Raw genomic sequence first — 14362 nt, forward strand, 5'->3', positions numbered from 1 at the left:
CAATCAACAAAAACGCAACGTCACGTTGCGCTTAACACAACGTGGCGACAATCACGCGATCGGCGTTGAACAGGGCGTGTACGGCGTCGCCGACGCTCAGCCGCAGACGCTGCAGCTCCGTCGTCGTCAACGTGGCGCACAGGGTTTCGCCGCCCGCCAGCGTCACCAGCACCTCGCTGTGTTCAGCGCCCGGCTGAATGGCGGCCACCACGCCCGCCAGGGCGTTATCCGCGTCGGCGTTATCGGCCGCATCGACGCTTAATCGCACCCAGGGCGCCTTGATCAGCGCCAGCACCTCTTTGCCGGGCGCCAGCTGCAGCCGGTCGGCGCTTTGCTGGGTAATGGCCGCCGTCAGACGGGTGCTACCGTCGTTCAACAAAATCGCCAGATGCTGCTGCACCTGCTGATGATCGCGTTCGATCACGGTGCCGAAAAACTGATTGCGCGCGCTGGTTTGCAGCGAAAAGCGCGAGATGGCCGCCAGCAGGCTGTCGAGCGGCAGATCGTCCTGCTGCAACACGTCGAAGGCTTTTTGCTGCACCTGGCCCAGCAGGTCATACAGTTGGATCAGCCGCTGGCCATAGTGCGTCAGCTGCGCGCCGCCACCGCCTTTCCCGCCGGTGGCGCGCTCCACCACCGTTTGTTCCGCCAGCTGATTCATCTCATTGATGGCGTCCCAGGCGCTTTTGTAGCTGATGCCCGCCAGCTTGGCGCCCTGGCTGATGGAGCCAGTGTGCTGCACCTGTTTCAGCAGCGCGATGCGGCGCGGATCGGCGAACAGCTTTTGCTGGAGTTTGAGAGTCAGAAGAATTTCGGCCTGCATAGCGCATCCTGTCGGCGGCAAAAATCTTATTGTCGCCGATTTGGTGGCAAAGCGCCAAATGCAGTGCGCTGGAGAGCGAGGTAATAAAGACTGGTATTGCTTTGTTGTTATAATATAACATAACAGAAAAACGATAAGGCTTTACGCCGGCTGCGGCCGGTTTTTATTTCACCACAGGGATGCTCCACATGAGTACGACACGCCGGCGTCTTAGCGCGCCCAGAAAATCTTTATGCCTTGCCGCCGCATGGGTCGGCAGCGCCTTGGCGGCGCCGTCGGCTTTCGCCGCCGACTGCGATAAAGCCCGCAATGCCACGGGATGCGAAGAACATCTCACCGTGGAGGCGGCGTCCCCCGCCGGGCGCTACGATGCGTTGAACGCCGTGAGCCGCAGCGCGTCGCAGCTTGGGCTGACCGCTCAGGAGACGCCGCGCAGCGTCGACATCATCAGCGCGCGGGCGATCCAACAGCGGGGCGACCGCTCGCTGGCCGCCGCCGTCGAGCACGCCACCGGCCTGTCCGGCGTGGCCTCGCCGACGTTATCCAATAACTTTTCCGCCCGTGGTTTCCGGCCGATCGCCTGGCTGTATAACGGCGTGGAGATGCCCGGCAGCACGTTGCAGCTGGGCGATCCGGCGCATTACGACAGCATCGAGGTGCTGCGCGGGCCGGGATCGGCGCTGAACGGCCTGAGCGCAGCGGGCGGCAGCGTCAACCTGATCTCGCGGCGGCCGACCTTCAGCCGCCAGCCGTTCGAGCTCGATTATGGCCTCGGCAGCTACCGCAGCCAGCGCTTGCATCTGGGAGCCGGCGGTGCGCTGGTGGACGATGCGGTGGCGTACCGGCTGGACGTCAGCGGAAACGACAGCGGTAGCAACGTGCAGGACGAACGCGATCGGCAGAAACGGGTTTCCGGCTCGTTGCTGTTTAAGCTGACGGACGATGCGCTGTTGACGCTGAGCCTGGACCGCATGCTCAATCGTACCAACAACCCTTATTACGGCACGCCGCTGCTGGACGGGCGCATCGCCGGCGAGCTGCGCGACATCAATTACAACAACCTGACCGACAGCCGCATCCAGAGCAACGCCACCGCATTTCAGGCCGGTCTTGACTGGTTTATGACGCCCGAAGTGGAATGGCATAACCAATTCTATTACTACAGCGGCTTTCGCGAATGGCGCAACGTCGAGCGTTTTCGCGTCGCGGCGGCGGCCCGGCTCGGCGACGTCAACCGCGACTCCTTCGGCGCCCTGGCGCATGACGACGATCTGATCGGCAACCGCAGTTCGCTGGTGTTCGACCGCGCCATCGTCGGTTTCGATAACCGGTTGCTGGTCGGCTTCGACCTGAGCAAGCGGCATTTCCAGTACTACTCCAACGGCTTCCCCGGCTCGGAAGATGTGCCGCTCGGCGCGCCGCCCAGAGAGCCGTTCGCTCAGGGTACTGACCGCCAACGCGCGCCGGTGCGCCACGTCACCCAGAACCAGTACGCCGCCTTTCTCGAGGATCGCTTCAGCCTGACCGAGCGTTTAGCGTTGCTGGGCCAGCTGCGCTACAACCATATGAACATGGACTGGCGCTTCCAGGGGCCGCAGGAAGAGAGCCGCGCGCATACCTACGTGTTCAGCACCTGGAGCCTGGGCCCCAGCTATGCATTGACCGATAACCTCAGGCTCTACGCCAACTACACCACCGGCCAGGAGCCGGGCAACGATCTGTTCTTCCTCGGCCCAACGCAGACCGACCTGCCGTTGACGCGGGCGCGCCAGTGGGAGGCCGGCGCCAAAGGGCAGTTCTGGGGTAACAAGGGCCAGGCGACGCTGGCGCTGTACGAACTGCGCAAGGACAACCTGTTTGTGCCTGACGCGCAGCGGCCGGATGCGTTGAACGCGGTAGGCAGGCAGACGTCGCGCGGCATCGAGCTTGGCGTGGTGCTGCGCCCCGACGAGCGCTGGGAGTTGGCCGGCAACGCCGCCTACACGCACGCCCGCTACGACGACTATCGCGGCGGCAGCCCGCTGCGCAGCTACAACGGCAATCGCCCGGCCTATATCCCGGACTGGACCGCTAATCTCAGCGTGCATTATCAGGCGACGGCGCGCCTGGGGCTAGCGTCTTCGCTGCGCTACGTTGGCAGCAGTTACAACGACGACGCCAATCAGCGCAAGATGCGCGCGTACACCACGCTCGATCTGGCGGCGGACTATCAGCTTACGCCGATCGTCGATGTCGGTTTCCGTATTCGCAACGCCACCAACCAGCTGTACGCCTATCAGCGCACTTACCCGGATCAGGCGCTGATCGCGCCGCCGCGCAGCTATGAAACCTTCGTGTCGGTCAGGTTCTGACGGCGTGAAACATTCGTTTTACTCGCTGCTGTATGCCCTGGGCTTGATGTGGGGCGTTTCGCTGCCCGCCAATGCCGTCAGCCTGCACAATTGCGGAGCAATGCGCGATTACCCACAGGCGCCGCAGCGGGTGCTGGTCTACGCCAATCCGGCGCTGGAAAACCTGCTGGCGTTGGGGCTGGTTGACCGGGCGATTGGCGTGGTCGGGTATGACCGCGCACGCGATCCCGCGCCGACGGCGTCGGCCGATGCGCTGCGGGCGCCCATCAGCCCGGCGCCGCCCACGGCGGAAGCGTTGCTGCTGATGCGGCCGGATTTTGTCTATTCTGCCAGCTATTACTGGCTGCACAGCCCGGAAACGCCCGATCGGACGCGGCTGGCGGAATGGGACATCGGCACCTACCTCTCTCCCGGCGCCTGCAGCGGCCAGCAAAGCGCGATCGCCGCCGCGTTGACGTTCGAAGACATTTTCACCGAGCTGCGGGAACTGGCGCGCATTTTCAACGTCAGCCGCGCCGGTGAAGCACTGATCGCGCGGCTGCGTGGGCAGCTGAGAGCGCTTGAGGCGCAGCGCGCACAGCTGCCGCATTTGCGGCTGCTGTGGTGGTATGCCGGCGCGCAAACGCCCTACGTGGCGGGCTGCTGCGGCGCGCCAGGTTTGCTGAGCCGCAGCATCGGCAGCGAGAACCTGTTCGGCGATCTGCCCGAGCTGTGGCCGATGGTGTCCTGGGAGGTCATCGCCGCGCGCGATCCGGATGCGATCGTGCTTGGCGATCTGCCGCGCGGCGGCCTCGGCGACAGCGCGGCCGACAAGATCGCCTTTCTGGAACATCACCCGCTGACCGCCAGGCTGCGCGCCGTGCGTCAGCGGCGCTACGTGATCCTTCCCGGTTACGACATGGACCCTTCCGCCCGCACCGTGGCGGCGCTGGGCCGTTTGATTCGGGGCCTGGCGGCGTTGCCGCCGCAGGCGCCGACTTTTTCCAACAAGGAACCTTGATATGACTGCCGTTTCATTCTCTTCGCTGCTGGACTCCTGGGATCGCCAGCAGGCGGCCTACATCGCCGAACGCGAAGCGCGTTTTAACGCCCAGCTGGAGGTGCTGGCGCTGGCCGCCGGCCAGGATTTTCACGTGGTGGATCTGGCCTGCGGCCCGGGGTCGCTAAGCCTGCGCATTTTGCAGCGTTTTCCGCAGGCCAGGGTCACCGCCATCGATCTCGATCCGCTGCTGCTGGCGGTGGCGCGCGGCGCGTTGGCGGCGTACGGCGATCGGATCCGCATTCTGCAGGCCGATCTGGCGGATCCTGCCTGTTTTTCCGCGTTGTCCGGCCCCGCGCCGCAGGCGGCGGTGTCCAGCACGGCGCTGCACTGGCTGATGCCGGAACAGCAGCTGGCGCTGTTCCGCAACGTCGCCGGGCTGCTGGCCGACGGCGGCGTGTTCCTCAATGCCGATCATCAGCGCTATGACCATCGCCATCCGCGGCTGAAAGCGTTGGCGGAGCGGCATGATGAGCAGACCCAACAGCGCGCCTGGGACAACGGCGTCGAGGATTGGGATCGTTGGTTCGCCGGTGCGCTGCAATCGCCGGCCTTGGCCGCTTATCAGGCCGAGCGCGAAGCGCTGTTCGCCGGTCGTCCGGTACCGCCGCCGACGCCGGTGGGCTTCCAGCTTGCGGCCCTCAGACAGGCCGGTTTCAGCGAGGTGGGGACGGTATGGCAGCTGTTGGACGACTATGTGATTGCAGGCTGGAAATAGCATGAGCCGGCGGTTACTGCCCGGTCGTGAGGCGAGTTGGCTGTTGCTGCTGGCGGCGGCGTTGCCGCTGGCCCTGCTGGGGGCCACCTTGTCGGGGCCTGCGCCGATCGCGTGGCGCGACGTCTTCGGCGTCAGCGGCGGCACGGCTACCGATGCCGAAGTGTATCAGCGCATCATCTGGTCGCTGCGCATACCGCGCGCGCTGTTGGCGGCGCTGGCCGGCGCCGGGCTGGCGTTGGCGGGCACCGTGCTGCAGTCGCTGACCCGCAACCCGCTGGCCGATCCCTGGGTGCTGGGGATCTCCTCCGGCGCCGGTGTGGGGGCGGTAACGGTGTTGGTATTGGGGCTGGGGGGCGGCCTGCTGTCGGTGTCCGGCGGCGCGTTTATCGGCGCGCTGGGAGCGTTTGCGTTGGTAATGCTGCTGGCCGGGCGTTCGCTGCAGGGGGAGTCCACGCTGTTTATTCTGGCCGGGGTGGCGGTGACGCAGCTGCTCTCCGCGCTGACTTCGCTGATCACCCTCTGGCAGGCGGACGCCAACGCCACGCGCGGCGTGATGTTCTGGCTGCTGGGATCGTTCAGCGACGCGCGCTGGCCGCAGGTCGGGCTGTGCGGGCTGGCGCTGGCGGCGGTGCTGCTGCTTTGTTGGCTGCGGGCCGGTGAGCTGGACGCGCTGGCTTTCGGCGGCGTGACCGCCGCTTCGCTGGGTGTGGCGGTAGCTCCGTTGAAGCTGCTGCTGTATGTGGCGACCACCGCGCTGACGGCGGCGATCGTCGCGTTCAGCGGCGCGGTGGGATTTATCGGGCTGACGGTGCCGCACGTCGCCCGGCGGCTGGTCGGTTCGCGGCATCGGCTGTTGTTGCCAGCCAGTGCGCTGTGCGGCGCGCTGTTCGCCGTGGCGGCGGACACGCTGGCCAGAACGTTGTTTGCTCCGCGCGAGCTGCCGGTCGGGGTGCTGACCGCACTGCTGGGGGTGCCGGTATTCCTGCTGTTGCTGTATCGGAAGGTCAATGCATGACGATTGAAAAAACGTGCTCTGGCCTGTGCGCCGAGGCGGTGAGCTGGCGAACGGGCGCCCGCACGGTGCTGGAAAATCTCAGTTTCTGCGCCTTGCCCGGTGAGGTCACCGGCGTGCTCGGCGTCAACGGCAGCGGTAAATCCACGCTGCTCAAGCTGCTGGCCGGGCTGCAGCCCGCCGCCGGGGGCCGCGTTTGGCTGGAAGGGCGCGAAATTACCGCGTTTTCCGGGCGGGAGCGCGCCAGGCGCATCGCCTTTCTCGAGCAATCCGCCCCCGGCGGCTTCGCGCTGCCGGTGAAGGAGGCGGTGCTGCTGGGGCGCCTGGCCCATACCGGCCGCTGGCGCGGTTTCGGCGCCGAGGATCGCCGCCTCGCCGAACAGGCGATGGAGCAAGTGGGCATCAGCCACCTGGCCGATCGCGATTGGCAGCGGCTGTCCGGCGGCGAACGGCAGCGGGTGCATCTGGCGCGCGCACTGGCGCAGCAAACGCCGTGGCTGCTGCTGGACGAGCCCGCCAATCATCTGGATATCGCCCATCAGCAGCAGTTTATGGCCTTGCTGCGGCGGCTGAAACTCAGCGTGGTGGTGACGCTGCACGATCTTAATCTGGCGGCCTGTTATTGCGATCGGGTCGCGCTGCTGCAGCGGGGCGGGGTCTGTGCGGCGGGCGCGCCGCGGCAGGCGCTGACGCCGGAGAACATACGCGCGGTATACGGTGTGGAGGCCAGGCTGGCGGCGCCCGCCGGCTATGCGCCGCCGTTGATCTATTACCCCGCGCCGGGATGAGGGAGGCTGAAAGGGCACGTTTGGCCGATCACAATTTCACCCCGTTGGCTAAAATAACTCCGGTTTTATCGATTTTTTGGGTTAGAATAACCCTTATGCGGTGAAAGGCATTTGCCGCTCAATGGGCAGTTAAGCGAGGCTATCATGTTGGAATTATTGAAAAGTCTGTTGTTTGCCGTGGTGATGGTGCCGGTGGTGATGGCGCTGATTCTCGGCCTGATCTACGGTTTTGGCGAAGTGTTCAACGTCTTCTCCAAAGTGGGGCGTTCGAAAGAAAACCGCACCCAGCACTAACCGTTCCCCATCCCGATACCCGCCGGCATCCCCTGGCGGGCATTCCTCAAGTTATCTCACGCTTTGCCGATAAACCGCATGACAAGCTTTCGCGCAACGTTATATTATTTTTTATATAACGAAGAGTGATAATGCACGTTAACTTGCGGAGAAAAACAATGAAACAGCAATGGACTAAATGGGTTGGCGGGATCGTTCTGGCATCGGGTCTGGTGGCTCAAGCTTCGGCGGCGGAAAAGATCACCGTGTTCGCCGCCGCGTCGCTGACCAATGCGCTGCAAGACATCGCCACCCAGTATCAAAAAGGCAAGGACGTGCAGGTGGTTTCCTCCTTCGCTTCGTCCTCGACGCTGGCGCGCCAAATTGAGCAGGGCGCCCCGGCCGATTTGTTCATCTCCGCCGACCAACAGTGGATGGATTACGCCATCGACAAGCAGCAGATGGTGAAAGACACGCGTTACACGCTGCTGGGCAACGAACTGGTGCTGATCGCCGCCAAGAGCGATAAGCAAGATAAGATCGCCATCGACAAGCAGACCGACTGGGCCAAGTTGCTCAACGGCGGCCGCCTGGCGGTGGGCGATCCGGATCATGTGCCGGCCGGCATCTACGCTAAGGAAGCGCTGGAACACCTGGGCGCCTGGAGCGCATTGGAGCCGAAACTGGCGCGCGCCAACAACGTGCGCAGCGCCATGGCGCTGGTGGAGCGCGGTGAAGCGCCGCTCGGCATCGTCTACGGCTCCGACGCGGTCGCCAGCGACAAGGTGAAAGTGGTGGGCGTCTTCCCGGAAGACAGCCACAAACCGGTTGAATATCCGATGGCGATTGTGAAAGATCGTCAAAATCCGACGGTCAGCGCTTTCTATACCTATCTGAAGAGCCCGGAAGCGGCCGCTATTTTCGAACATTATGGATTCACCCCGCGTAAATGATTTTGAGTGAGTACGAGTGGCAGGCGGTTGAGCTGAGCCTGAAAGTATCCGGTTTGGCGGTGGTCTGCAGCCTGCCGTTCGGCATTCTGATGGCCTGGGTGCTGGTGCGTTGCCGCTTCCCCGGCAAGGCGCTGCTGGACGGCGTCATTCACCTGCCGCTGGTGCTGCCGCCGGTGGTGGTCGGCTATTTGCTGTTGATCGCCATGGGGCGGCGCGGCGTTATCGGCGAGTGGCTGTACGACTGGTTCGGTTTCAGCTTCAGTTTCAGCTGGCGCGGCGCCGCGCTGGCGTCGGCGGTGGTGGCGTTTCCGCTGATGGTGCGCGCCATCCGGCTGGCGCTGGAGGCGGTGGATACCCGGCTGGAGCAGGCGGCGCGCACGCTGGGCGCCAACCCGTGGCGGGTGTTTTTCACCATCACGCTGCCGCTGTCGCTGCCCGGCGTCATTGTCGGCGTGGTGCTGGCCTTCGCCCGCTCGCTGGGGGAGTTCGGCGCCACCATCACTTTCGTCTCCAACATTCCCGGGGAAACCCGCACCATTCCGCTGGCGATGTATACGCTGATCGAAACGCCGGGGGCGGAGGCCGCCGCCGCGCGCCTGTGTGCGATCGCCATCGTGCTGTCGCTGGCTTCGCTGATGGTGTCCGAATGGCTGGCCCGCTGGGGCCGCAAACGGATGGGGGTGTAAATGCTGGAGCTGGATTTCTCGCAGCAGCTGGGCGATCTCAATCTCAACGTCCGCGCCGATTTACCGGCGCAGGGCATCACCGCGATTTTCGGCCTGTCCGGCGCGGGCAAAACCTCCCTGATCAACGCCATCGGCGGCCTGACTCGCCTGCAGCAGGGACGCATCGTGCTCAACGGCCGCACGTTGGCGGATACCGCCACCGGCCAGTGCCTGCCGCCGGAAAAGCGCCGTATCGGCTACGTGTTTCAGGATGCGCGGCTGTTTCCGCATTATCGGGTGCGCGGCAACCTGCAGTACGGCATGGCGGCCGGCATGCGCGCGCAGTTCAACACCATCGTCGAGCTGCTGGGCATCGGGCCGTTGTTGAACCGGCTGCCGCTGACGCTCTCCGGCGGTGAAAAGCAGCGGGTGGCGATCGGCCGAGCGCTGCTGACCGCGCCGGAACTGCTGCTGATGGACGAACCGCTGGCCTCGCTCGATCTGCCGCGCAAGCGCGAGCTATTGCCGTATCTGGAGCGGTTGGCGCAGGACGTCAACATCCCCATCCTTTACGTCAGCCACAGCCTGGACGAGATCCTGCGCCTGGCCGAGCAGGTGATGGTGCTGGATCGCGGCGAAGTGCGCGCATTCGGCGGGCTGGAAGAAGTCTGGGCCAGCAGTGCGCTGCGGCCGTGGCTGCAGCGTGAAGATCAGAGCAGCGTGCTGCGCGTCAGCGTGATCGAGCATCATCAACGTTATGCCATGACGGCGTTGGCGCTTGGCGATCAGCGGCTGTGGGTCAGCGGCATCGACGCCGAATTGGGCACCCAACTGCGCATCCGCATCAACGCCGCTGACGTTTCGCTGGTGCTGCAACCGCCGGTCAACAGCAGCATTCGCAATGTGTTGCCGGCCAAGGTGAGCGAGTGTCTGGACGTGGACGGGCAGGTGGAAGTGAAACTGGCGGTCGGCGAACACGTGCTGTGGGCGCGAATTACGCCGTGGGCGCGCGATGAACTGGCGATCCGCCCTGGGCAGTGGTTGTATGCGCAGGTGAAGAGTGTATCCATCAGCCGCGAGAGCCGCTAAGGCAGGCCCTCCCGATGGGAGGGCGAAAAGATTACAGCACGCGGGTGCGGATCACCTCGGCAATGCCCGGCTGCAGGTTATCGGCGATCACCAGATCGGCGCGTTCCTTGATGGCGTCATCGGCGTTGCCCATCGCCACCCCCAACCCAACCGCTTCCAGCATGCTGATGTCGTTGTAGTTGTCGCCGAACGCCACCACCTGATCCATGCTCAATCCCTGTGACTCTACCCATTGGCGCAGGCGCTTGCCTTTGCTGTTGCCGCCTTTGGCGATATCCACCTGATCGTGCCAGGACCATTCGCACGCCAACCCCAGCTCTTTCTCCACCGTGTCGGCAAACTCGCGCAGCGCGGGGATATCGGCATGCGAGGTGGCGAATTTCCAGATCGCCTGCGCGTCGTCGGCCGCCTGCGCCAGACTGCCGACCTGCAACAGCGTCGGGCGCTGTGCCGCCGGCAGTGTCTCGGCCCAGGCCAGCGATCGGGTCACGTGGCCGCTCGGTTCCTGATACAGCATGGCGTCGTCGACGTACATCAGCCCGTGAATGTCGGTCTGCTTGAGCATCTGCAGCACCTGCTTGGCCTGATCTTTCGCCAGCGGATCGGCAGCCAGCACCTTTTTCTGCTGAAAATCATACAGGTAGGTGCCGTTGCAGCAGATGGCCGGGGTATCTATCTGCAGCGCCTGGTAAAACGGATGGATGGCGACGTGGTGGCGGCCGGTGACTACCACCACCTGGACGCCGGCGGCGCGCGCCTGCGCCAGCGCTTCCAGCGACTGCGGTAAGATGCGTTTTTGGTTGTCCAACAGGGTGCCGTCAAGATCGAGGGCGATGACGCGGTAGCTCATAGGGTTCTCGTTATCGTTAGCCATAAAATTAATCCGATGGTACCTCTTCACCCTGATGCAAACAAATCGGCCGACTCGTTACCGCTGGGCGATGATTTAATCGGATGCCGGTGAGAAGAGGGTTTTGAACATTGGCACTAACAGTTTGTTGCCATACTCGCTCAGATGATTATCGTCAAAATAGATGGGGCGTCCATTATAGGTGCCTGGGCACTTGCCGTCTTGGCAGAGGTAAGGAAGCGGATCCAAAATTTTTACGCCGCATCTTTTCGCCGCTTCGTTCTGCGCTTGCCAAACAAATGCATGGCGTTGTCGATAATCTGTTTCGGAGATGAAGATGCCGGGCTCAGAACCGCCAAAGCTCAGTGCCCGCGACAGCGTTTTCGGTACATTGACGCGCATTTCTGGCACTGGGCGCATAACATAAACTTGCCTTTCTGCTGCCATTTCGCACAGGGTGCCGACGAGCGATGTTTTGAACTCGGACAGAAAAGCCGGCTCAGGGCTGCGATACACCGTCGAAAAGTACACTGACGGTTGGTTCAGCTTAGCGCCCGCAATTTGTTGGCCGAAAGCATAGGCGCTGGTTCGGTTAATCACCACCACGGGGATATTGCTGTCCAGCGTGAAAAGTTTTTCTTTTATCCACTGATTGAATTCTTTGCATTGAATATTATCGTCAAGTGCGCCGGGAACAACCTTCGCTCCGGACAGCGTCGGGCAGCCGGCATAAGTGAGATTGAGAAGTCCATCGGTTTGATTGGGCAGGGCGGACTCGACAGCAGAGATCATCGCATCGCCGTGGCTATCGCCAACGACGATAACCCTGATATTTTTGCCGCCATAGAGACAGGATGGCGAGCTGATACCGGATTTGGCGAAGCATTCATCTCTGTTGGCGAGCATGTTGGTGCTTTCGTTGGCGATCAGATCGATTTGCTGCGGTAACCTGATGGAAAAATTAACAGTAAACAGTGTGACGCACAGCGCAGCAACCAGCAGGGTGGCGATACTGATTGAACACGCAGATTGACGATTTGTTTGCCTTGAAAGCCATTTGCGGGCGGGGTTTTCTATAAGGCGAAGCGACAACTCGCCAAGCAACAGGCTGGCCAGTAATCCCGTCGCTACCCATTTCATGTCGGATTGCGTATTGGTGTAGACCAGCACCACCACGATCGGCCAATGCCAAAGATAGATAGAGTAGGATGACGCGCCGAGACGTGCCGCGATGGGGTTTGAGGTAAAGCGTGAATCCTGACGGGCCGCGGCGAGCACCAGCATGGCGCCGATCACCGGCAACAGGGCGTTGTAACCGGGCCAGGGCATACTGGAGTCAAACGTCGTTATGGCTATCACAATACACAGTATGCCTAGCCATTCGGTATAAATACGGGTTTTTCTGCTGAAGGCTAGGTTTTGCGTCAACCGCCAGACAATCCCACCTGCCAGCATTTCCCAGGCGCGGGTTGGGATAAGGAAAAAACCGGCGGAGGGCGCGATGTATGACAAGATGACTGATAAGCCAAAGGAGAGCGAGCCGGCTAACACGATGACGCACAGGAGTCCGTGTTTGCCCCACAGTCGCCAGACCAGCATGAAAGCCAGCGGCAGAATAATGTAGAACTGCCATTCAACGGATAGCGACCAGGTGTGCAGCAGCCATTTTTCATGGGATGCGCTGTCAAAATAGCCGGCCTCTTTCCAAAACTTCACGTTAGACATGAAGAGAATAGTGGTGAAGGCGTGTTTTGCCAGTTGAACATAATCTGGAGTCGGCAACCAAAACCAACCCAGACACAGCAAGGTCAGACAAAGCGCCAACATGGCGGGAATGATGCGTCTGGCCCTGGCAAGGTAAAATTGCCAAAGTGAGAACCGACCTTCTTCCTGACCGGAAACGATGATTCGCGTCATCAGGAAACCGGATATGACGAAGAAAATATCCACGCCAACAAAACCACCGGCAAAACCCGGGAAGCCGAAATGAAAAAGTACGACGGCGATTACTGCCCAAGCTCTAAGCCCGTTGATGTCATGTCTGAAATTCTGTGAAGAAGAAAGCATATCTATTACTCATTAAATGTATTTTTGGGTTTTTTATAGTCATCCATAAGGCGTGCGGGCACGCTTTTCCATGGTGTTATTGCAATCGCGATTGACGTGTTTTTTATTAATCCCTCTTAATTATTTTTCATTTTTATTTATGTATGTAGCCAAATGCATTCATCATGAGAATTATTAAAGGGCACGCCACTGGCATAGGTGGCATGCCAGAGCCGACATAACTGTTATGTTCAGCGAGTCATAGGCGTGTCTGTACCGACCGTGGGCGGCAATATGTTATATATCGATTAATTAATGTTTGTTATTTTCTTAATTTTATCTATGTATATTAATTATGATAATCGCTTTGGTTATTTATATTAATTATGTTTTTAATGACGCCAGGTGGTTATGTGTATTGCTAATGTAAAGGTGACTAACCGTGCGGCGGCAAATTCTATTTTAAATCTTGAGCAGGCTTATTAATCTATCAATAATTCGTGAGTCTGTCTCTCATTCTCTATGACTGCTCGTTTTCGATAAGAAAATCGCAGCAGACGTTAGGATAATGGCTTTTGGTATTTTGAAAGTGGATGAACGAATGTGGCTGGGGGATTTAAGCGTAATGCGGTAGTGCCATGCGACGGATGTGCGGTAAGCTAGGGGCAATCGAACGGCCTGAAACCGGTTCCTCTTTTACCCTTTGCAAGGAGAACACATGAAGCAAATCGTTTATGTCGCCAGCCCGGAGAGCCAGCAGATCCACGTCTGGCAGTTGGACGACGCCGGCGCGCTGACGCTGCTGCAAACCGTTGACGTGCCGGGCCAGGTGCAGCCGATGACCCTTCATCCGGACAAGACCCACCTGTACGTCGGCGTGCGTCCGGCGTTCGGCATCGTCAGCTACCGCATCGAGGCGGACGGCACGCTGCAGCAGGCCGGCATGGCGCCGCTGCCGGGCAGCCCGACCCATATCTCCACCGATTTGCAGGGGCGTTATCTGTTCTCCGCCTCCTACAGCGGCAACTGCGCCAGCATCAGCCCGATCGGCCACGACGGCGTGGTAACGGCGCCGATCCAGCAGATCGACGGCCTGAACGCGCCGCACTCGGCGAACATCGATCCGACCAACCAGCTGGTGCTGGTGCCGTGCCTGAAAGAAGACCGCATCCGCCTGTTCAATCTGAGCCTGGCCGGGCAGCTGACGCCGCACGCGCAGGACGCGGTGGATATCGCCGCCGACGCCGGTCCGCGCCATATGGCGTTCCACCACAACGACAAGTTCGCCTACTGCGTCAATGAGCTGAATGGCACGGTAGACGTGCTGGCCATTTCGGAAAACGGCGGCAAGTACAGCGTGACGCAGACGCTGGACATCATGCCGAGCGATTTCGACGGCACCCGCTGGGCGGCGGACATTCATATCACGCCGAACGGCCGCTTCCTGTACACCAGCGATCGCACCGCCAGCATTCTGACCATCTTCAGCGTTTCCGAAGACGGCGGCACGCTGAGCCTGGTCGGCTATCATCCGACTGAAACGCAGCCGCGTGGTTTCAATATCGATCACAGCGGCCGCTTCGTGATTTCGTCCGGCCAGAAATCCGATCACATCGCGGTGCATGAGATTGACCAGAGCAGCGGCGAGCTGACCACGCTGGCGCGTTATCCGGTGGGCAAAGGCCCGATGTGGGTGAGCGTGCTGGCGAAGTAATTTGTCGGCCAGACTCGAGTGGAAAGCGCGGTGCGGTTGAC

The 14362-nt window shown here is 61.3% G+C and carries 13 protein-coding genes; 10 read left to right on the plus strand and 3 right to left on the minus strand.

All coding sequences use genetic code 11. The features are described from left to right. Positions 1-31: 31 nt before the first annotated feature. A complete protein-coding gene (modE, locus tag ATE40_RS03100) occupies positions 32-823 on the minus strand; it encodes a molybdenum-dependent transcriptional regulator (RefSeq protein ID WP_019454012.1) in 792 nt (263 codons plus the stop codon). A 188-nt stretch (positions 824-1011) separates the two neighbouring features. On the opposite strand from modE, the gene ATE40_RS03105 reads away from it, so the two are divergent. The 9 genes from ATE40_RS03105 to modC all read left to right on the plus strand — a co-directional run bounded on the left by ATE40_RS03105 (position 1012) and on the right by modC (position 9711). Next, positions 1012-3174 (plus strand): TonB-dependent receptor, encoded by a 2163-nt coding sequence (locus ATE40_RS03105; protein ID WP_063918921.1) that lies wholly within the window; start codon positions 1012-1014, stop codon positions 3172-3174. 4 nt (positions 3175-3178) lie between these two features. Beyond that, complete coding sequence (locus tag ATE40_RS03110; RefSeq protein ID WP_084799105.1) at positions 3179-4174, plus strand: ABC transporter substrate-binding protein; 996 nt, start codon at positions 3179-3181, stop codon at positions 4172-4174. A gap of 1 nt (position 4175) precedes the next feature. After that, a complete protein-coding gene (locus ATE40_RS03115) occupies positions 4176-4931 on the plus strand; it encodes a class I SAM-dependent methyltransferase (RefSeq protein WP_019454009.1) in 756 nt (251 codons plus the stop codon). Position 4932: 1 nt separating this feature from the next. After that, on the plus strand, positions 4933-5946 hold the full coding sequence (locus ATE40_RS03120) for a FecCD family ABC transporter permease (RefSeq protein WP_063918922.1): 1014 nt from the start codon (positions 4933-4935) through the stop codon (positions 5944-5946). Beyond that, complete coding sequence (locus ATE40_RS03125) at positions 5943-6731, plus strand: ABC transporter ATP-binding protein (protein WP_063918923.1); 789 nt, start codon at positions 5943-5945, stop codon at positions 6729-6731. Before ATE40_RS03120 ends, ATE40_RS03125 begins: the two co-directional genes overlap by 4 nt. Positions 6732-6875: 144 nt before the next feature. Further along, positions 6876-7025 (plus strand): AcrZ family multidrug efflux pump-associated protein, encoded by a 150-nt coding sequence (locus ATE40_RS03130; protein WP_004939813.1) that lies wholly within the window; start codon positions 6876-6878, stop codon positions 7023-7025. Positions 7026-7183: 158 nt separating this feature from the next. After that, on the plus strand, positions 7184-7957 hold the full coding sequence (gene modA, locus ATE40_RS03135) for a molybdate ABC transporter substrate-binding protein (RefSeq protein ID WP_063918924.1): 774 nt from the start codon (positions 7184-7186) through the stop codon (positions 7955-7957). Continuing rightward, the gene (gene modB / locus ATE40_RS03140; RefSeq protein ID WP_019454005.1) at positions 7954-8643 is read left to right on the plus strand and encodes a molybdate ABC transporter permease subunit; all 690 of its coding nucleotides are present in this window, start codon (positions 7954-7956) and stop codon (positions 8641-8643) included. The genes modA and modB overlap by 4 nt, the downstream gene beginning before the upstream one ends. Then, positions 8644-9711 (plus strand): molybdenum ABC transporter ATP-binding protein ModC, encoded by a 1068-nt coding sequence (gene modC / locus ATE40_RS03145; RefSeq protein ID WP_063918925.1) that lies wholly within the window; start codon positions 8644-8646, stop codon positions 9709-9711. 31 nt (positions 9712-9742) lie between these two features. On the opposite strand, the gene ATE40_RS03150 is transcribed toward modC, so the two are convergent. Then, positions 9743-10561: a pyridoxal phosphatase gene (locus ATE40_RS03150; RefSeq protein WP_025160025.1), complete on the minus strand. Its 819-nt coding sequence runs from the start codon at positions 10559-10561 to the stop codon at positions 9743-9745. A 96-nt stretch (positions 10562-10657) separates the two neighbouring features. After that, positions 10658-12628: an acyltransferase family protein gene (locus tag ATE40_RS03155; RefSeq protein ID WP_063918926.1), complete on the minus strand. Its 1971-nt coding sequence runs from the start codon at positions 12626-12628 to the stop codon at positions 10658-10660. Between the two features lie 697 nt (positions 12629-13325). Between ATE40_RS03155 and pgl the strand changes: the two genes are divergently transcribed. Next, positions 13326-14321, plus strand: a complete 996-nt coding sequence (gene pgl / locus ATE40_RS03160; protein WP_063918927.1) for a 6-phosphogluconolactonase — start codon at positions 13326-13328, stop codon at positions 14319-14321. Positions 14322-14362: the final 41 nt, after the last annotated feature.

It is taken from the genome of Serratia surfactantfaciens, assembly GCF_001642805.2.
GTDB lineage: Bacteria > Pseudomonadota > Gammaproteobacteria > Enterobacterales > Enterobacteriaceae > Serratia > Serratia surfactantfaciens.

Coding starts and splice junctions, on each gene's coding strand:
- modE (WP_019454012.1), bottom strand. CDS start 823: ATGCAGGCCGAAATTCTTCTGACTCTCAAACTCCAGCAAAAGCTGTTC.
- ATE40_RS03105 (WP_063918921.1), top strand. CDS start 1,012: ATGAGTACGACACGCCGGCGTCTTAGCGCGCCCAGAAAATCTTTATGC.
- ATE40_RS03115 (WP_019454009.1), top strand. CDS start 4,176: ATGACTGCCGTTTCATTCTCTTCGCTGCTGGACTCCTGGGATCGCCAG.
- ATE40_RS03120 (WP_063918922.1), top strand. CDS start 4,933: ATGAGCCGGCGGTTACTGCCCGGTCGTGAGGCGAGTTGGCTGTTGCTG.
- ATE40_RS03125 (WP_063918923.1), top strand. CDS start 5,943: ATGACGATTGAAAAAACGTGCTCTGGCCTGTGCGCCGAGGCGGTGAGC.
- ATE40_RS03130 (WP_004939813.1), top strand. CDS start 6,876: ATGTTGGAATTATTGAAAAGTCTGTTGTTTGCCGTGGTGATGGTGCCG.
- modA (WP_063918924.1), top strand. CDS start 7,184: ATGAAACAGCAATGGACTAAATGGGTTGGCGGGATCGTTCTGGCATCG.
- modB (WP_019454005.1), top strand. CDS start 7,954: ATGATTTTGAGTGAGTACGAGTGGCAGGCGGTTGAGCTGAGCCTGAAA.
- modC (WP_063918925.1), top strand. CDS start 8,644: ATGCTGGAGCTGGATTTCTCGCAGCAGCTGGGCGATCTCAATCTCAAC.
- ATE40_RS03150 (WP_025160025.1), bottom strand. CDS start 10,561: ATGAGCTACCGCGTCATCGCCCTCGATCTTGACGGCACCCTGTTGGAC.
- ATE40_RS03155 (WP_063918926.1), bottom strand. CDS start 12,628: ATGCTTTCTTCTTCACAGAATTTCAGACATGACATCAACGGGCTTAGA.
- pgl (WP_063918927.1), top strand. CDS start 13,326: ATGAAGCAAATCGTTTATGTCGCCAGCCCGGAGAGCCAGCAGATCCAC.